This window comes from Bradyrhizobium sp. WSM3983, assembly GCF_000473045.1.
Classification (GTDB): Bacteria; Pseudomonadota; Alphaproteobacteria; order Rhizobiales; family Xanthobacteraceae; genus Bradyrhizobium.
Map to the genome: position 1 here is coordinate 39,668 of NZ_AXAY01000004.1, position 17,716 is coordinate 57,383.

General features: G+C 56.4%; 13 protein-coding genes and 6 pseudogenes. 8 read left to right on the forward strand and 11 right to left on the reverse strand.

Features of this window, described 5'->3' with window-relative positions:
- The first annotated feature begins 351 nt into the window (after window positions 1-351).
- Both YUA_RS0107495 and YUA_RS43655 read left to right on the forward strand, forming a co-directional pair.
- Window positions 352-582, forward strand: a complete 231-nt coding sequence (locus YUA_RS0107495; protein ID WP_027530115.1) for a hypothetical protein — start codon at window positions 352-354, stop codon at window positions 580-582.
- A 65-nt stretch (window positions 583-647) separates the two neighbouring features.
- A pseudogene (locus YUA_RS43655) lies at window positions 648-1,767 on the forward strand (IS256 family transposase); the annotation flags it as partial.
- 538 nt (window positions 1,768-2,305) lie between these two features.
- On the opposite strand, the pseudogene YUA_RS43660 reads toward YUA_RS43655, so the two are convergent.
- Window positions 2,306-2,782, reverse strand: a pseudogene (locus tag YUA_RS43660) (Lrp/AsnC family transcriptional regulator).
- A gap of 709 nt (window positions 2,783-3,491) precedes the next feature.
- On the opposite strand from YUA_RS43660, the gene YUA_RS43665 reads away from it, so the two are divergent.
- From YUA_RS43665 to YUA_RS51540, 5 genes are all read left to right on the forward strand, one after another.
- Window positions 3,492-4,301: a ferredoxin--NADP reductase gene (locus YUA_RS43665; RefSeq protein WP_051383125.1), complete on the forward strand. Its 810-nt coding sequence runs from the start codon at window positions 3,492-3,494 to the stop codon at window positions 4,299-4,301.
- The gene (locus YUA_RS0107525) at window positions 4,298-4,489 is read left to right on the forward strand and encodes a hypothetical protein (protein ID WP_027530116.1); all 192 of its coding nucleotides are present in this window, start codon (window positions 4,298-4,300) and stop codon (window positions 4,487-4,489) included. Before YUA_RS43665 ends, YUA_RS0107525 begins: the two co-directional genes overlap by 4 nt.
- A 620-nt stretch (window positions 4,490-5,109) precedes the next feature.
- A complete protein-coding gene (locus YUA_RS49860; RefSeq protein ID WP_156947075.1) occupies window positions 5,110-5,565 on the forward strand; it encodes a hypothetical protein in 456 nt (151 codons plus the stop codon).
- Between the two features lie 445 nt (window positions 5,566-6,010).
- A complete protein-coding gene (locus tag YUA_RS43675) occupies window positions 6,011-6,784 on the forward strand; it encodes a hypothetical protein (RefSeq protein ID WP_245285122.1) in 774 nt (257 codons plus the stop codon).
- Between the two features lie 956 nt (window positions 6,785-7,740).
- Window positions 7,741-7,965, forward strand: a complete 225-nt coding sequence (locus tag YUA_RS51540; protein WP_245285123.1) for a hypothetical protein — start codon at window positions 7,741-7,743, stop codon at window positions 7,963-7,965.
- Window positions 7,966-8,072: 107 nt separating this feature from the next.
- Here YUA_RS51540 and YUA_RS50905 read toward each other — a convergent pair.
- From YUA_RS50905 to YUA_RS0107590, 9 genes and pseudogenes are all read right to left on the reverse strand, one after another.
- Window positions 8,073-8,253: pseudogene (locus tag YUA_RS50905) on the reverse strand (IS66 family transposase); the annotation flags it as partial.
- Window positions 8,254-8,368: 115 nt separating this feature from the next.
- Window positions 8,369-8,551 (reverse strand): annotated as a pseudogene (locus tag YUA_RS51545) (SOS response-associated peptidase); the annotation flags it as partial.
- 9 nt (window positions 8,552-8,560) lie between these two features.
- Window positions 8,561-9,373 carry a trypsin-like peptidase domain-containing protein gene (locus YUA_RS0107560; RefSeq protein ID WP_027530118.1) on the reverse strand — a complete coding sequence of 271 codons (813 nt, stop codon included), beginning with the start codon at window positions 9,371-9,373 and terminating at the stop codon, window positions 8,561-8,563.
- Between the two features lie 6 nt (window positions 9,374-9,379).
- Window positions 9,380-9,659: pseudogene (locus YUA_RS51550) on the reverse strand (hypothetical protein); the annotation flags it as partial.
- 508 nt (window positions 9,660-10,167) lie between these two features.
- Window positions 10,168-11,094: a hypothetical protein gene (locus YUA_RS0107570; protein WP_156947076.1), complete on the reverse strand. Its 927-nt coding sequence runs from the start codon at window positions 11,092-11,094 to the stop codon at window positions 10,168-10,170.
- A 357-nt stretch (window positions 11,095-11,451) separates the two neighbouring features.
- A complete protein-coding gene (locus YUA_RS0107575) occupies window positions 11,452-12,543 on the reverse strand; it encodes a DUF4268 domain-containing protein (RefSeq protein ID WP_027530120.1) in 1,092 nt (363 codons plus the stop codon).
- Window positions 12,544-12,757: 214 nt separating this feature from the next.
- Window positions 12,758-13,150, reverse strand: coding sequence for a hypothetical protein (locus YUA_RS0107580; RefSeq protein WP_027530121.1), 393 nt, complete (start codon window positions 13,148-13,150; stop codon window positions 12,758-12,760).
- A gap of 61 nt (window positions 13,151-13,211) precedes the next feature.
- Window positions 13,212-13,373 carry a hypothetical protein gene (locus YUA_RS51465; protein ID WP_156947077.1) on the reverse strand — a complete coding sequence of 54 codons (162 nt, stop codon included), beginning with the start codon at window positions 13,371-13,373 and terminating at the stop codon, window positions 13,212-13,214.
- A 247-nt stretch (window positions 13,374-13,620) separates the two neighbouring features.
- On the reverse strand, window positions 13,621-14,433 hold the full coding sequence (locus tag YUA_RS0107590) for a hypothetical protein (RefSeq protein ID WP_156947078.1): 813 nt from the start codon (window positions 14,431-14,433) through the stop codon (window positions 13,621-13,623).
- A 1,466-nt stretch (window positions 14,434-15,899) separates the two neighbouring features.
- On the opposite strand from YUA_RS0107590, the gene YUA_RS0107595 reads away from it, so the two are divergent.
- The gene (locus YUA_RS0107595) at window positions 15,900-17,597 is read left to right on the forward strand and encodes a recombinase family protein (protein ID WP_027530123.1); all 1,698 of its coding nucleotides are present in this window, start codon (window positions 15,900-15,902) and stop codon (window positions 17,595-17,597) included.
- On the opposite strand, the pseudogene YUA_RS51555 reads toward YUA_RS0107595, so the two are convergent.
- A pseudogene (locus YUA_RS51555) lies at window positions 17,579-17,689 on the reverse strand (acyl-CoA thioester hydrolase); the annotation flags it as partial. The gene YUA_RS0107595 and the pseudogene YUA_RS51555 overlap by 19 nt on opposite strands.
- Window positions 17,690-17,716: the final 27 nt, after the last annotated feature.

Here is a 17,716-nt window from a genome sequence, read left to right on the forward strand (position 1 = left end):
ACGCCGTCGACCGCCCCGGCCGATAAAGGTCTCGGGGTCGCAAATGCAAGAGGTGACCTCGTGACGGCGGCTGTAAGGTTTCCCCGTCCCCCAAAGCCGATTCACGACGTGGGGCCACTGTGCTCGGGTGTTTGCAGATGCCGCCGGTCATCGCCATCCGTCCGCTTCGGCCTCATACACCGGAAGTTGCCCAGTGGGAGCAGTTGAGTACCTGGCGGCAGGCTACGAGCTTGCAAATAGCGCTTCCGGTCCGTCGATTTGCACGCTACAGCGCGCGGGAGTCAGCGGGAGCGTCACAATCGCTGGATAAATGGCCGACTATAGTTTAATGCCAATGTCGAACACCGCAGCATGAAGGCGAACAATCCAGATTGGACCGCGCCGCGCGACAACCAGGATTGGCGCGATGACGAATTACTGCTGGCAGTTGCCTGGCTGAAGTCGTTCGTTCCCCGCAAGGAGATGGAGCAGAGGCTAGACGTCGCGAGGACCAATCTTCTTGCTGCCCAAAACCGCATGCGCGCCGGCGCAATGGGACCATTGTTTGACCCGGTGGATACGGCCGCTTGGTACATACTGTAAGCAGAGACCTTTGCCACCGACCGGGCTCTGTGGACGCCTGACGGCACAATGCGAGTTGTGCCCTTGCCGCCCAGCGGCTGATGGAGCTGGAGGTCGAAGGCCAGACCGGAGCGGCCTACGGCGAGAAGAACCCCGAGCGTCTGGCCCAGCGCAACGGCTACCGCGACCGGATCTGGGAGAACCCGTGCCGGCGCGGTCGAGCTGCGCATCCCCAAGCTGCGCAAGGGCTCCTACTTCCCCGGCTTCCTGGAGCCGCGCCGCATGGCCGAGAAGGCGCTCACCGCAGTGGTGCAGGAAGCCTATGTGCAGGGCGTCTCGACCCGCTCGGTGGACGATCTGGTGCAGGCGATGGGCATGACCGGCATCTCCAAGAGCCAGGTGAGCCGGCTGTGCGGTGAGATCGACGACAAGGTGAAGGCGTTCCTCGCCCGGCCGATCGAGGGCGACTGGCCGTATCTGTGGATCGGCGCCACCTACGTGAAGGTGCGCCAGCAGGGGCGCATCGTTTCGGTCGCGGTGATTGTCGCAGTCGGCGTCAACAGCGATGGCCGGCGCGAGGTTCTCGGCATGGACATTGGTCCCTCCGAAGCCGAGACGTTCTGGACCGCGTTCCTGCGCAAGCTCGCCCGACGCGGCCTGCGCGGCGTCAAGCTGGTCGTCTCCGACGCCCACGAGGGCATCAAGGCCACCGTGGCCAAGATGCTCAACGCCACCTGGCAGCGCTGTCGCGTGCACTTCATGCGCAATGCGCTGGCGCATGCCGGCAAGAGCGGCCGGCGCGTCGTCTCCGCCTTCATCGCCACCGCGTTTGCCCAGGACGACGCCGAGGCTGCGAAGACGCAGTGGCGCAAGGTTGCCGACCAGCTCCGCCCCAAGCTGCCCAAGCTCTCTGGCTTCCTCGATGATGCCGACACCGACGTGCTGGCCTACATGACCTTCCCGCCCCAGCATCGAACCAAGCTGCACTCGACCAACCCGATCGAGCGCCTCAACGGCGAGATCAAGCGGCGCACCGAGGTGGTCGGCATCTTTCCCAACGAGGATGCCATCGTCCGCCTCATCGGTGCGATCCTGCTCGAGCAGAACGATGAATGGGCCTTCCAGCGTGCCCGCTACATGACGCTGGAAACCATCGCGCCGTTGAGCGATGATCCAATCGTCAGCCTTCCGGCTATCGCCAGCTGACCAGTCCGGCCCTTGCCGGCGAACGCGGTGTCCCACCGCCAGCTACACCACTCTCTGGGACACGATCCCTACGAGCCCAACGGCACTCTTGAACGCCGTTTTGACCGAGCTTACAGGCCTTCGGTTGTACTCGACAAAATGCTTCGCTTCGATCAATCCGGTGCCGGCGCCGCAGATGACCAAGCAATCGGAAGGGAATCGGGACCGTCGGTTGCCGCTTGTTGGTTTTCGCGCTGCCCTATTTCAGACGGTAGGAGCGGCCGCGCTCTATCTAGGTGTGGAAGCGGGGATCGGGTGTAATTTTAGGTTGCGTACGATCTGCCATCGACGCTCTTCGGATCTGTAGAGGCAGAGGCTCTTGTGAGCGGTGTGGCGAGGGTGGCAAAAGACTGCGCTTGGCACCTTCTGATCGAACGATTGGAAATGTAATCGTCACTCGCGCACGTATGGACGTTCTTCAAGCCGGTTTTGTTGGCTTCGGTGCCTTTTACATCCCTGCGCCAAGAGGATCCGGGGGATGAGACATCTGCATCCGTCGTCAATCCTCGGATGGGACCTCAACTGGAACGGCAAAGCCCGCCTTTACACGATCCATTATGACCATCGTCTTGAAGCCCTTAATGTCCGGGTTCTGATAGAAGAATCGCCGGGTGAACTGCTCATAATCGTCCATGGTGCACGCGGTAATGTAGAGGACAAAGTCAGCGTCGCCCGTGACGTAGAATCCATTGACGACTTCAACCGACGATTTGATGGCCTTCTTAAACCTATCAATTATACCCGAACTTTCCCGCTCCAGGCTCACTAACGCAAGCACTTGAATAGGTCTTCCTACCGCCTTCGGCGAAACGATTGAGATATCGGCTTAGATGATGCCTTCCGAGCGGAGCCTCTTCAGTCGTCGTTGACATGCGGTCGCAGAAAGCCCGGCTAATTCGCCGATCGCCTCGGAAGTTAGACGGTTGTTCTTTTGCACAATTTCGAGAATGCGGGCGTCCGTTCGGTCGTATCGCACAATCGGCTCCTCCCTTTGAGGTGGATTCCGACGCCAGATGCGCATGCGATGCAGAAACTCCTCCGAATGACAGGAAAATGCAACGAAAACAGTTGTACGACCCCAGTATGCTGAATGACAGTTTTACGACAGTTCTGCTGCTGAATGATGGCAATTAGGACATCAACCCAACCACCCGGCGGTCGCCACTTTGCAGATTCGACCCCACAGCAAACCGGGAAACCAAAAGCCATGACAACCACCGTGCTTTCAGATCCTCGAGAAATCCTTGCAGAGGACGTGAAGGAAGCCCTTCTGAGATACTATTCTGGGCGGCGCAAGGTCGCGATTTCTATCAGCAAGCCAACCAGCGACTGCCCACAGCTATCTATCTTGCTGGAGGGTGGGCAGAGGCTTCATCTCAGCGTGACGGGGGCGCGGTCATGATCCTGTTTCCGCGGCGACCCGAGCGTGACTTGCGTATCCCTCCAGCGGCGACGCCTTGTCGAGGGTATTTCATGGGCAATCATGACCTTGTCTCCGACAGCTTCCTGGCACTGACCGGAGTCGGTCTCGTGCTGCTCAGCTCAAGCCTGCTCGCCTTTGCCTTTACTTAAGGCGAACGCGTTGGTGCGTTTCGCGCTCTTGTCATTCACGCTTCCGTTTGAGGATGAGATGCTCGGCAACTCGGAACGATGATCATGCTCAAATTTTTTCGCGAGCGGTCACAATGAGCAATTTCAACCAGGAAAGCGTGCTGAGCGTTCATCACTGGACCGACAATCTCTTCAGCTTCACCACCACGCGGAATCCATCATTCTGCTTCCGCAGCGGCGAATTCACGATGATCGGGCTCAAGGTCGACGAGAAGCCGTTGTTACGTGCCTACAGCCTCGCCAGCGCCCATTACGAGGACCGGCTCGAATTCTTCTCGACTAAGGTACCGGATGGTGCCTTAACCTCGCGTCTGCAGCATCTGAAGAAGGGTGACGAGATCATCGTCAGCCGCAAGGCGACAGGGACGCTGGTCATCGATAATCTCGAGGACGGGCGCAATCTCTATCTGATCGGCACCGGGACCGGGCTTGCGCCGTTCCTGAGTGTGATCAAGAATCCCGAAACCTATCTGCGATTCGAGAATGTCGTGCTGCTGCATGGCTGCCGCCGGATCGCCGAGCTCGCCTATGGCGAGATGATCACGGAAAAACTGCCGAGCGATGAGCTGGTCGGCGACTTCGTGCGGTACCAGCTGATCTATTATCCGACCGTGACGCGCGATCCCTTCCACAACCGCGGTAGGATCACCGATCTGATCGCGTCAGGCAAGCTGTTTACGGACATCGAGCTGCCGGAACTCGAGCCGCAGCATGACCGCGTCATGATTTGCGGCAGTCCTGCACTGGTGCGCGATGCCCGCGAGCTGTTGGTGGCGAGGGGCTTTGTCGAAGGCAATCACGGCGAGCCCGCGCAATTCGCGGTCGAAAAGGCGTCTGCCGAACGCAATAGTTTGAGCCCTTCGCGGACAAATGGTTCTACATGAATCATGATGCAAGGAGGAATCGCCATGAAGCACCGGCGATGACAGACGAACAGCGCGAGCTGGAGCGCTGCAAGCAAGAGATTGCGCATCTCAGACAGCTGGTTGTGCAGCTTTCTGAAATTGTCTTGCGCAACGTCGTAGAGAGCGACGAGGGGCGACAATCGGCACGCCCGTGGGTCTCTGAGTGACCCCGAAGAGACGCGCTGTTTCCCAGCAGCGCGGCTTCCCGTCTTGGGGGCATGGGAAGCGGCTCCGCCCTTGTGCTCCAGGAGGCCGGGCTCCTAATTTTTAGTTGGAAGCGCGGGATAGGTCAGGAGACGCATTGATGACCGGCTGGACAGAGAAAACGCGCCTTGTTGTAGGCGATGGCAGCAATGGCTTCTGAGCTTCAGTGGCGCGCCAATGTTCAGCCGTGACGGTGAATTCTGGTCTCAACTTGCAGCCTATCTCTACGCTGTGATTGTTGCGTTGTCGGTGTTGTACGGCATTGGTCAACTTCTAACAGGGGACACTCTTGACCTATCTCTTAAACTCGGATGAGCGAGCATCGGATATCTTTTTTTGGATGGATTGCATGCGGCCGAATGAGTGGGGCAGCGGTCGAACGCCAATGTTCCATCCGACAAAATCGCGTTCTTTATCGACGGCACCAGCCTGTACCTGGAACGCGCGGTCCCGTCGCGAGATTGGTTGGAATTGAAGGTGGCGTAGTTTCCGAGGTAATCAACCTCGAATCATCCGCCGTTGGAGCGCCGGATCGGAGACCACGCCATGAGCAGCAATATCACGAAGACACATTCTCCGCAGTGTGAAGGGAGACGGCTCCCAGCTTTTCGACGATTGGTTCGATCCGATTGAAAGTGCGGTGCGCGAACGAGCGTGGGAATTCATCGACAAGGCCGGAAACGGATGGTGCGACCATCGGTCCGCCATCGAGAATTGCATCTCACTAAACGGATTTCCCAAGTTCCGTCAAATGCTCCCGCACACGTTCCAGCGCAGCTTCCGCCGCGAGCCGCTCGCCGGCCATTCCAGCACCCGCAAAAAGGGCCTCGATCTTCCACAACGTCTCGCGCAACCGGGATTCGATAGACATCGGCAGGGTTCGGTTGACTCGAGATCCACGCCAATCCCTCCCCGCGGCAAACGATCGCTATCCCCAAACGGTCTCAGCTCGACGCTACGGCTCGCGCGCGACTACGAGAAGGGCATCGATGTCGTTCACGCCATGATTCTCGTCGCAATGAGTCGAAAACGGCTTTGATCGCGTAGCACCACACCTAGCCGCTGTTGGACTGGGTGACGTAGAGCCCGGTTGGGGCACAGATCGACGCTTGGTGGAGCACCCATGGTACGCGGCGCGATCATGACCTCGCCATGCCCCGTCAACAGTGCGTGCGATTCCGAGTATGATCAACTCGCCCCATAGAAATGGTCACGACCTAAGGCCTGGTCAGACAACCTGCGCTGACGAAGTCATCCCCGGAATCGCAAGCATTGTTGGCTCGGCGGTGCGCCCCGAAGATTCCATACCGGGCCGTTCAAGGCAGCACGTCAGGCCGAACCGAAAGGTGCAGCGTCCGGAATTGTACCCCACCAAAACAAGGAGGCGACGGCATGTTTGGTGTGTGGCAAACTTCTTTACCAACATTTGGAAGGACAATTCGTCAAACAGAGCCGCTCGCAGCGCTACGCTTAGGAGCAGTCGGATGATCACGCCGCTTCGACGGAACTGGAGTCCAAAAGAATTGTTCAATGCTCTTACGCCGGCGATGTTCAGCGGCGAACCGTCGGTTGTGCGCGCCCGTTGGAATAAATTGTGGCCTGACCTGTACACGGAATATGACGCCAGACATTTGAAAGCCGAGTTATCCGTCCGCAATCTGATTGCCACCGATGAAGCTCGGGCATTTTTTACTGTCTGGGCCGCGGACGAAGAGCGTCACACCGATGGCTTTGTCCGCATCATTGAACTTGTCGCCGATGGATCCGAGAGGAACCTCCGAGAGAGATTGGAGGCTCGACCGCATGATTTCGGTACGATCAATGACTACCTCACCGACGAATTCTCTGTGATGGTTATGATCGCATTTGATGAGATGTGCACCTGCCATGCCTATGCCGCAGAGAAGCCGTTCTATACCGAACTTCGCAACGACATCTTCCTTCATTGGCTGCGAGAGGTGGTTGCCGACGAGGCGGTTCACTCGATGAACGCCGTTAACGTGATCCGCGCACGCTATCGCGACCGCGTTGGAGAAATTGGTGCAATGCTCGATAGGATAATCAGCCACCTTGACGATCTGAGCTACGCTGGCACCTTCCTGCTGGACTATTTCGGCGCCGTATACACGAAGGAGTTGCTCGACAAATGCCGCGTCGCGATCCTGAGAAATGTCGAAAAACCTCTCCAGGCCGAAGAGCGAGACAGATGGAGTCACCGCCCGAATTCAGGTCGACGCCGTGACCGCGTTGCGGAGTGATTCCGGCACCGAGCGCCCAGGGGTGCCTTTCGAGTCGCACACGATTGGTGCGAGCGATCAGGCACGTCGGCAATGGTCACGCCTTGCTCTGACGAGAATGCCTTGTGATTTGTGTCTACCGTCACGATATCGCGGAACGTAGCGATGGATGCCGAATCCGAACGAGAGATGTTGCCGCACATTCTTGCGGTCGATGGGTGAACCAGAACGAATTGCGCCTAACTTTGTGGCGGTTATTTCGCACTCCCAGTGCAGATTGCAGCTTAAGCTGTGGTGTTCTGACTTGGGCTGGAGCCGGCACGATGAACTGGAGTCTCGGGATCAACGCGGCGCAACTCCTTTCTAGGAGCGATCTCGTCGTTATAGAGCACTTTCAAACAATGGATATCCTTGATCGCGCGGTTGTGAGCTGGGTTGGCACAGCAGCTGGAACTTCTGTCGAGATGATTGGAGATGCGCTGGTCGACGATTCGCAGAGAGCCGGGCGCTGCACGGGATACGATGATCGGCCGGTAACGGCTCGACCTTGACTGCCTTTCGTGCGCTGCAGCTCTAAGCCCACCCGCAGCAAGCCTCGAGAGCCGCGGCATGGCCACGAGTCACTCGAGCACGATGATGTCCTGATCATGCTGCCTAACGCCCACAATTGCGCTCTTAAGCGTCGACCATTGGACGGAGATTGCAACTTCGAGCAGCTTCCAATTCCGGCTGGAGGACGTTGAGAGCAATGCGATGGCTTCCGCAATGATATTGAACTCCAGTTGTAAGAGGCAGCCCTGGATAAAATTTTAATATTGGAAGGTACCTTTCACCTTGCGAGTCAGGCGATGAGCTCAACATTGATAATTGTGGCGGTGGGGGCGATTTTCTTTGGAGAAGCCCTTTCGATAATCGCCGAGTTGATTGCCTCAAGGTAATTTGGGAAAGCTGGCGGGCATCTCACAACGCTTCTGCCGATGTTCCTGCTGGTATCAGTCGGCGGTATTCTGCTCGTCTGCGGATACGCACTCGGCTACATGTATCTCAAGAGTATCTGGATCATTGCCGCAATATCGGTGGGAGCAATTTTAGTGATGGAACCGATTCTGGCGCTTCTGCTCTTTCGAGACGTACCGACAGCCGGTTCGCTGATCGGGCTGGTATTCGGCGCGCTTGGCACGCTAGCTGCGATAATTTTGTGAGACGCGTTCAGCTCTCTTCTCATACCTAAGGAACGCACACGACGAAGACCGCCTGATTGACGCGTGCACGCGGGCACGGCGAGCTCTATGAGAGCTATGCGTGAAGGTCAGGCGGCTTGCTGATCGGCGGGCTTGTTGGCTTGACGCAGAAGCTTCCATTCCCAGGACAGCAGTTCGTGCAGACGCGAAGCGGGAAGATCGCGATACGGGGAGGACGTCGGCGGGCCAGGCCTTGGACAGAAGCAGTGAGGACAGCGCCACTCTGATGGTCGTCACCAACCTTGTCATGCTCTTCCCCTTCTTTAAGCAGCCATCACCTTCAGACTACAACTGCAGACTAATGGGATCGGAGGGCGCTTTCCATGTAGCTTATTGGTGACCAGCGGCCCTCCTGTGCGCGGGGTGATGGCATGCCCCAGCGCATCAGTGTCATCTCAGTCCCGGCTTCCGTGTTGCGGATCACGGGAGCTGGATAGTCCGGGAAGACGCCGGGCATTGGCTGCAAGTTGCCGACGTAGCGGTTGACCACGCGGAAGAGTGCGAAGATGGCGGCTTGGTTGGTGGTGATTGAATAGAGGTTGCACAACGTCCAGCCTCAAAACGATTTGTCCGGTTCTAGTGAACCGAGGATGGTGCTAATGTTCGTCGCGACAATTGTTCTCTCTTGACGTCGACGTTCGAACAAGATCCCGGCCAGCTTTGGCGGGTCTGTCCAATCGGGCGAGACAGCGATCATTCTGCCGAGGTCGAAGATGGCGCCACCGCTGATGCCTCTTGGATCAATCGAATTGACAATATCGCCATCCCTCGTTCGCGAATGTCTTTCATACTTGATACGCAAGAGGTGATCTCCGAGAGCGGTAGACCCGTTGTTGGTTGCCTGATCAGGCACGAAGAGCGCTCCACCGTAAGCAAACCGCTTCGAGACTACTTTTCGTATCTGGTGATCGATCTTTTTGTTCTGAGAGTTTGGATATCCAAACGCCATATACGGGCGTCCAGCGATAACGTCACTTTGCAGTTCGTTTTCCTGGACGTAGCGGATCGGACCAAGAGCGTTCACGAGGTGGGGCGGAAGTTCGATGATCGAAAAATCGAACTTGTCGCGGTCCCGTATGCCAGAAGGCGCAACGGTCGCGAGACCCGCTCCTTCTAGTTTTCGCTCCAGTCTCCCCCGGACGGGAATATAAAGCGAGCTTACCTTGTTGGCATCGATAACGTGTGCGGCTGTAAGGAGCAGATGACGCGATTTATATTTCACGAGAACGCACGATCCGAGGTGATGCGCTCTGCCGTCGTCTTTGGCGAAATAGATGGGCTGCACTGCCCTTGCAATATCCTCCGCTGCGGCACTACTCATAAGTCCGTTGAGAGTGTTTCGCGTAAATTCACTTATCGTCACAATCATGATTGCCTATCGCTCCCCCGGCCACCAATGCGGCGGCGGGTCGCTCGCCGAAATCTTCGTCGGCCGCAGCGCGACGAGATGGCTCCGCTTGTACGGATGGCCGCGCATATCCGAGCAGTCCTTGCACCGCATGTAGCGCTCCAACTCGTGTATCGGCGTCGTCTTTGGTCGCCGCACAATATCGAGCGCGACAGTCTGATGGGTGTCGCAGCCGGGGCATTTCATCTCCAGATAACAAATACCCGGCGTTGAGGGCGTCCCGGAGCGGGCTTGCCGCAGGCCCCTTGGACTACTGCCTGCAAGATTGGGGCATTGCCGCATCGTCCCGCAAGCTGTCTTACAATGGTAATAGTTACAGCTGCAGACGTCCATGCATTCGGAGTAAGCTCTTAGCAGGAGGTTCTTGCAAGCTGATGCACAGGTATCGGAAACCTTCTGACAGGTTCGCCCTTGCTCGATCGTGCACGCCACATATTGCAGGAGGTTAGGCTTGTGATTAAGGCGGCCGTTAATTAGATGCGCTTGCTTCCATCCTTCGATAGGCCCGTTGGCGCCGCCAGTCGTGGAAACGCTAAGTGCGAGCAAGAATGCGAGAGTAAATGCTCCGGGCCTCGTCATCGGCTGCTCCAGAATTGGCGCTTGAGGTTTGCAGGTCGAGTTGTGCCGGGTTAGGCAACTATCGGATGCCACGCCAGCGTGCCTGCTCCGGCGGCAAGCACGCCGCACGTACGTGAACCCTAACCTAGTATACTCGGCGATTGTCTAAAGCGGCGCGAGCTACTGCCATAGCAATCCTACGGTAGGACATTCAGGGCTCTACACGTGATCGTTCCACGTCCAACAAATCCTGCATTGTTAATTACGGGGTTCGAATAGCCCGTCGCGTACATGCCTGGAGGGCATTGCTCACCGCCAGTGTGTACATTGCCGGACCAAGTCGCGAGACCGGCCATATTCTTTTTCAAAGCAGCAATTTCCGATTTTGCGGCTTCCTTTGCGCTCTCGATCTCTCTTTTAATCTGATCAAGGGCAGACGAGGTATATCCGGCAAGTGTTATCGGAAATGAACCCTCCGCTACTCGCAAGATGAGCGTGGCCTCCGGAGCTGAGGTGAACGTCACACCATCGACAACTTGTGCAGTCGGTTTTCGCGAGCAGGACATCGCAACCACATCCGTCGAGGTGATCCTGGCCGGAAAAGATTTTGGCTTATCGGTGCAATTGAGAGAGTTTGCGTCAGGCAGTATGTCAATGCCAAGTAGGTTATTCCCTCCGCCGCTCTGGTTACTGATATTGATGCTCACCACGTCCTTACTGACCGGACGCATGTCGATTATCCATTGCCGTCCCGCTAGTGATAGACATTGATTGATTGTGTTCAGCGCCGGCGCAAATATGTTCTTAGAGAAACTGTAATCAGTACTTTCAATGTCGTAGTCAGCAAACGATTTTGAGCAAAACTGTTTCCTCTGCGCTTCGTCCATTGAGATCCCGAGACTAAACGCGCTGTAGCCGATATTAAAAGCAGTTTTGTCCGCCGACTGCGATGCCTCGCAGAGAGCGTAGTATTGCATTGCTTTGAATTGCTTATTTGAGAAGTTGGACGTGTAACTAACCGCCACGGTTTGTGCGAGCCCCTGACAAGTTTGCCCGGTTACCCCTGGAGCTTGACCAAAGGCATTCTCATTCAGCAACACGGCCGCCATGCTGGCTAACAGCACACGCTTTACTCTCCTTATCGTCATCGCAATCTCCCTTGGTTGCTATTCTAAAAACTCAATCAAGACATGCTTGGAAAAAAAAGACAACTCCCGAGAAAGAAGAAAGTCTTCCGTTAAGGCCCCCCATGGGGTAGCCCGGCAAAACACTTGGCGGAGGGGGCCGCTAATTCGCCCGAAGGCGACGGGGTTCGGAAGGCGGCAGAGGTCCGCTGATCAGCTAGGCCCGGACATCGGTATGGCCCCTCTTTGAACCTTGGAGTCCCTGGCACCGTTTAGGGACCTAGCCGCACCACGCGATTTGCGCCGCGGGCGACATCACGCCCGGCTACCGATAGCGCTCGATCATAAAGAGGCTCATCATCCGATTTGCTGTATTGGCCCACGAAGTGCCGCTTCCAACCGAACAAGCGTATCAAGTATCGCATCCTGCATCGCGGGCCATTCAGCTTCAGGCGTCCGCCATCCTCCATTGAGGTCTTTGCAAATTCTGCAACCCTTGCGGCCAGGCAGTTCCTGCCAATCAAGCGGTTCTCCAAATTTCGCTTCTAGCATTTCTCGCTGGTCGTAAAGTTTCTTGAATGCAGCGAGGCTGGCCTGCTCGCCCTCCTTCACACTTATGTAGCACTCCACCCGGGAGCGATCTTCCGTAAGGGAAATGCTCAGCCAGAAGCCGGCTCGGCCGATCCCTGCAGAAATCCAATGATCGGTCGATGTACTACGATTTGCTAATAACGGGATTTTCTTGGCAATGGATCGCTCAATTATCTGCGACCAGAACTTCTTAAATATCTCCTGCCGTGCCGTTTTGACCTTGCTCTTCTCTCTGCTCTGCTCACGAATTTTGATCGTGTAGTCTATTGCCTCGGGCAGCGGCACAATCTGAGTGGCGTCAATCAAGACCTTTCCGTCCAACTTATATGGCTTCAAGCGAATGCAAGCGATGTCCAGACCGCTCTTGTTCAGCCACATGACCGACGTGATGAGTTCGGCTGAAAAATTCGACGCGGCAAGAATGATCTTAACATCCCCGGAAAGTTCGACTTCCTCGATGGTATCAAATTCTAAAAATTCCAAGATTTCTTTTCGTGCTCGCTCGGGATCATCCTTCAGATAATGAGAATGCGCGATCACAGCCTGTTCAAGGGTCATGCTGGATACCATCGCGGCGTAGCGGATAGCCTGAAGCTCCATATGCCCGCCATCCTCGCTGCGCTTGAGTTCGATCACCGCCAACTCAGCATCCTTAGTAAGACAAAGGATATCGATGCGACGCGAACTATCCTGCCAATTTGAGAACTCCTCACACAGAACCATCAAGTCGTCACCGAGCGGCGCGATATGTTGCTTTAAGAGGCTCTGAAGATGCTTCCGCTCCAGAATGGCCTCGTCCGCGTAGGTGGTCTCAGAGACCGGCTCAAGCTGATTTTGATTTACAGCAAACAGGGCCATCGAAAAGCGCTCCGTCCCGCCCCAGCAGTTGCGCTGCATGCGAAGCGCTCAACCTAAACGGTAAGCCAGCAAGCTCAAAGGCTTTTCGATTTTGTTCGAGGATACCGGCGGGCAAACTGGAGGTAACTCTTGAGGCGGATTTCGGCGAATGGCCCCGACGATACTTCACGTCGGGCCATCGCGATCATCGGGCCGGTTACCTCCCGCCGTGCTTTCAGATCACAACGTCGCTGATCACTGCATCCAAAGTCTGTTTCGACCGCACGACATCGAGTTGATCGCACTCCGCACGAAAGCGCGCAGCCGCCAACTCCGACTTGCGCCACTCAGCTCGCCGCCGCTGCTCCATCGCGAACGCCTTGCGCGTCTCCATGTCGCAAATGATCTTGTCGATTTCGGCACCATCCAGCGTCCGCTTGATCCGCAACACGATGGACAATGTCATCAGCACGTCGCCATAGGGCATCAGCAGATCGCACGCTGCGATGTCGCAATGCGCAATGAAGCTCTCGACTGTTTCCTCGCTCTTGCAGATGAGCAGCGCCAGTTCGCGGGCCTGCCGCAAATCATCGACGGCGGACCGGACATTATCATCACCTAACAGCATACGTTCGGCAGCATGACCGGCTGCCAGTTCGATGCAATGGCCGTACACGTTGGCGAATACGTCAGAGACCGAACTGACGTCCTCGCCCGGCTTTGATCGTGTTGTCCAAAGCCGCTTGCGCTGCCGCGCGTTTGGCAGAGAGCTGTTCGCCGCGCTTCGCAAGCGAGGCAATCGTGGTTTCGAGTTGCTGCACGGGAGCTTTTCGGAAGGGGTTGCGCATCATGATTTCAGTTTATGCCGCAGCAGCATGATTGCGTAGACCGGACACGTGGTGCGCTCCACATTCGGGCGCATTTTCGAGCGCTAGCGCGGCAGCTTTGCTCTCAGCAGCTGCCCTTCCGAGAGCAAAGCGAGACGTCCGCCATTGCGCCAAAATCGCAGATGTTTTGCTCGCTACCTCGCTCAACGGCGAGGCTCGCCCCGTTAAATAAAACCGATAGCTCGAATGTGGGCCTTGGCAAGGAAGCGTACTAGATGAGACCAGCGACGGCACCGGGCATCGACTTACACAAGTCGTTCGGCCCGTCGACTTGCGTCACCGACGCGCGGAACTTCGACATTAGGCCCACTTGGCGTTCTGCCGAGGGCATGGTTTCGTTCGAGTAGAAGTCAATCACATTGACCCGCTTCTTCTTAAAGAGATATGAGACGCAAACGACCATTTTTCCTGTTCCAAAGGGGGCCTTCATGAAATCGGAACCTGAATATCCGCCTTTCGCCATATAGGGCGTTCTGCGCTCGTCGAGCTGGACAAGCCTTCCGTTCGTCCATGCCCAGAGCGAGTATTCGACGTTGGTCATATCGTCGGCCCATCCAAGATTGCTCACAGAATATTTGACCTGCCCAACAAAGGACTGCAAAAATACCTGTGTCTGAGCGGCGGTTGTCACGTCGGGCGTCAAATCGACCACGGGCGGAGGAATTGCGGGCAAAAGAGGTCTGCGGAATTCCTGGATAAGCTTGATCTTATCGACAGCACTCAATTTGCGGTCGTCCATGAGAGCCACACAAAAGATGTAAGCAAGATACGCGTCGGATCGAGCCGCTTCGGCGGCGTCGGATGATTTATACAACTCACGACGTTCGCTCTCGATCTTCCCGGACAATTCTACCGATCCGAGCAGTCGGACCAATGCTTGCGCCTTGCCCGTAAGATCACCTTTCAATGTTTCGACGTTTTGCAGCCGGTTGTCGAATTCCGGGGGCTTTCCGCACGTCAGATGCTGTGCTTGTGCTGTCGTCGAGACGAATACGGCGAGAAGTGTAAAGTAATATCGATGCATGATTACCCCCCTGCAAGAACTGCACTTATCCGTGATCGCTTCACTCTCTCGCTGTTCGCTTTCGAAGAGCAGCCCCCTTGCGGAGAGTGAGATAGTCATCCCTCAAGGAGCCAATTCCCGAAGCCTTGCACACGCGTCGTCGACCACCGCGTTCTGATAAACGGAGCAAAGTAACTCTCAATCTGGCGATGCGGGCGGTGGAACCTTATCTCAGTAATAGAGACCTTTGAAGCTAGGACTTTGGCATCTCTCCCTCTCATCCGAGCGGAGGCTCTTGCGGCTCAGACCACATCGGCCAGAATTCCCGTAGGCGGGCCTGCGCCTTCGCGCGCGTGGACGGTCCACCACGATGCTTCTCGACGTATGCGAAGAGCCGTGCTGTATCAACGATCCACACATTTGCGCGCTTCTCCGCTAACCGAATTCGAGTTTGGCAGCGCGGGAAATCACGGGCAAGTCGTGACCGATCGAGGCTGTTTTCCCACGGAAAAGCCGCAGCGCGGTCCAGCCCCACTGCGGCCATCCCGGACCAACTAAAAATTGGTGCTCAAATCTCTCCGGTGTTCTCACAGTAGAACACCCCGTTCCGAAAATGGATTCCGTATAACTACCGCAACTCGACGTCACACTATTGTAACTCAAGCCCTAAGATGACACGGATCGCTCTCCAGCCCCAATGCTCCCGGCTGCCGATTCAATTGCGGATCAGAGCGCCGGGAGTTCTAGGCCGCGCAGGCTTGGTGCAGACCTTAACGGGCCCGGACATTTCCGTCGACGTTGAGCTTTTCTTGAGTTCCTCGACATTGAGTATCCCCAATGATTTAAGCCGGGAGCCGGAACGTGTTCATTTCGATATCCCAGGCTGTGGCTGGCCCCGAGCGGGCGATGCGCCCGCCGAATCTACCCTCCTTTGTTTAGCAAATCCCCGCCCGCCCACGATCATCTTCGCAGCAACACCCTGGCGCCTGACATTTGAAAAGTCTCATTTTCATTCACTACCGCAGCAGTCAACATGAACGGACTCGCCATCGCAGATCGAGACTTTTATGAGCGGTTCAAAAGCAAAAGTGATTTGTAGCTTTGTCGTGATTCTTGTCGGGTCACGGCGCTTGCCGAGTGAAGCCGCCGCTGAAGGGCGATCTAGATCTGGCGAGCCACTTAAAATCACAGAGGAGCTTCGATCGAATCTTCGACTGGAGGATGCGAACGCCGCACTCGATCCCTGCGACCTGTCGGTAGCGCAAGACAGAAATTTCCGCTAGCTTCTGAAGGCTTTGCTGTGATGCGTACCCGAATGCGATTGCCTCGGGGCCAAAAGGCGATCATCCGACCGCTTGATCCTTCCCACCCTCAAAGTTGGGACAATCCCGACAATGAGGAAGTTTGGCTTGAGCTGGCGCGTGCCATCGGACGGCAGCTTGCGCGGGATGAAAAAGGCGGTTTGGAGCAGCGGATAGGGGAACGGGATGGCGATAGCGTCACCAAAAAAGAGGGCCGTGATATACGCGCGCTATTCGAGCGACATGCAAAAAGTGACCTCGATTGACGGTCAGCTATTACTCTGCCGGAAGGTCGCCGCACGCAATGACCTAGATGTCGTCGGTGAATTTGTCGACGCTGCAAAGTCTGGCCTTACCGAGGATACCCGCGATGGCTATCAGCGATTGCTCAATGGTGTGCGGAAGCAAGACTTTGACGTGATCATCGTCGAGCATTTCGACCGCCTGTCGCGCGATCCCGCCACCATCCAGCGTCTCAAGCAGGTGTTTGAGTTCAACCGCGTTGAGCTGATGGATCAGAAAGGCGTTTATGCGACCGCAACTGACATCAGCATCGCGAGTCTCTACAATACGATCTACAAGCCGCAGCTTGCTGACAAGGTTCGGCGCGGGCATGATAACGCCGTCAACAGCGGAAGAATTCCTGGCTCGTACGCCTATGGTTATCGGCCAAGGCCGGGCGTGCCTGGCGAGCGGATGATCGATGAGAGCGAAGCAAAGATCGTGCGCCGCATCTTCATCGAGTATACGGCAGGCCGTTCAACGCGAGATATCGCCGCCGATCTTACCCGTGAAGGCGTACCCTCGCCTGGGGCTACCCGTCACAAGAACAAGGCTGGTCGCACCACCTGGAATCATCAGTGCTTCACTGGCGGTCGCCATGGTCGCGGCATTATCGGCAACGAGCTGTATATCGGCGAGATACATTGGAATGTTCGCTCAACAATTCTCAATCCGGAAACGCAGAAGAAGCAGAAGCGCCGCAATCCCGAAGAACGCCACATCATCGTCAAAAACGCCGAGCTGCGGATTATTCCGCAAGCGCTCTGGGATAGCGCGCAGAAGGTTCGCAATGAACGCGCTATCCATATGTTCGGGCCGTCCGGCAAGCCGCGGCGCCGACCTGTGGTCCCGCGCAACAACGAGCACCCGCTTGCGGGAGTCCTTCGGTGCGGTGTCTGCAACGGCCGCATGCGAATCGCTCAATCGTCCCGGAATGGAGGGCCGCGTGCCGCATGCGCCAACGCGCATCAGCGAGGCACCTGCGAGCATACCCGCAGCTTTGACATGGACGTTCTACTGAAGGATGTTGCCGAAAAAATGGAAGTAAGATTGCTTTCGCCGAAAGCCATTGAAGAGGCGATGCGTGCCTGGAAGGAGGAGCGGAAGAGCGATCAGCGAAAGGACAGCGAACGCTCTAGCCTGGAGCGTCGGCGCCGTGTGCTGAATGCCGAGATCGAACGCCTGTCATATGCGATCGCAAACAGCCGTCGCAAACCGAATGAGTTGATCAAGCGGATAGATGACTGCGATGTGGAACGGGAAACTGTCGAGGAACGCTTGCGCTTGCTCGGCAATGGTGGCGAAAACGTGATCTCGTTCGACCACCCGAAGTTCGGTGACCGATACCGTTCGGAAGCTAAGAGACTGGTCACCGGGCTCAAGATAAATCCGAAGGCGATCGAAACTCGCATCGCTTTCCGTAACTTGGTCGACTGCATTATAGTGCATCCCGTGCGCAAGCGGATGCCCTACGAATACACACCGTACCTGAACGCCGCTGCCCTTTTCAGCATGAAACTCTTAGAAGATCGTGAGAAATCAGGAACGATCAGCACTGCCTATTACGACACCGTCCAGTCAGGGAAATCCGTGTCCTCGTAATAGACGCGGACCTGCATGTGATGGCGGCCATCGCGGATCTCGCCGTCGAGATGAGCTGTCACGTCGCGAGCCTCTTCGCTTGTCGCTACCAGCCCGTTTTGCGCAAAAACGGCCGGCCG

Coding starts and splice junctions, on each gene's coding strand:
- YUA_RS0107495 (WP_027530115.1), top strand. CDS start 352: ATGAAGGCGAACAATCCAGATTGGACCGCGCCGCGCGACAACCAGGAT.
- YUA_RS43665 (WP_051383125.1), top strand. CDS start 3,492: ATGAGCAATTTCAACCAGGAAAGCGTGCTGAGCGTTCATCACTGGACC.
- YUA_RS0107525 (WP_027530116.1), top strand. CDS start 4,298: ATGAATCATGATGCAAGGAGGAATCGCCATGAAGCACCGGCGATGACA.
- YUA_RS43675 (WP_245285122.1), top strand. CDS start 6,011: ATGATCACGCCGCTTCGACGGAACTGGAGTCCAAAAGAATTGTTCAAT.
- YUA_RS51540 (WP_245285123.1), top strand. CDS start 7,741: ATGTTCCTGCTGGTATCAGTCGGCGGTATTCTGCTCGTCTGCGGATAC.
- YUA_RS0107560 (WP_027530118.1), bottom strand. CDS start 9,373: ATGATTGTGACGATAAGTGAATTTACGCGAAACACTCTCAACGGACTT.
- YUA_RS0107575 (WP_027530120.1), bottom strand. CDS start 12,543: ATGGCCCTGTTTGCTGTAAATCAAAATCAGCTTGAGCCGGTCTCTGAG.
- YUA_RS0107580 (WP_027530121.1), bottom strand. CDS start 13,150: ATGCTGTTAGGTGATGATAATGTCCGGTCCGCCGTCGATGATTTGCGG.
- YUA_RS51465 (WP_156947077.1), bottom strand. CDS start 13,373: ATGATGCGCAACCCCTTCCGAAAAGCTCCCGTGCAGCAACTCGAAACC.
- YUA_RS0107590 (WP_156947078.1), bottom strand. CDS start 14,433: ATGCATCGATATTACTTTACACTTCTCGCCGTATTCGTCTCGACGACA.
- YUA_RS0107595 (WP_027530123.1), top strand. CDS start 15,900: ATGGCGATAGCGTCACCAAAAAAGAGGGCCGTGATATACGCGCGCTAT.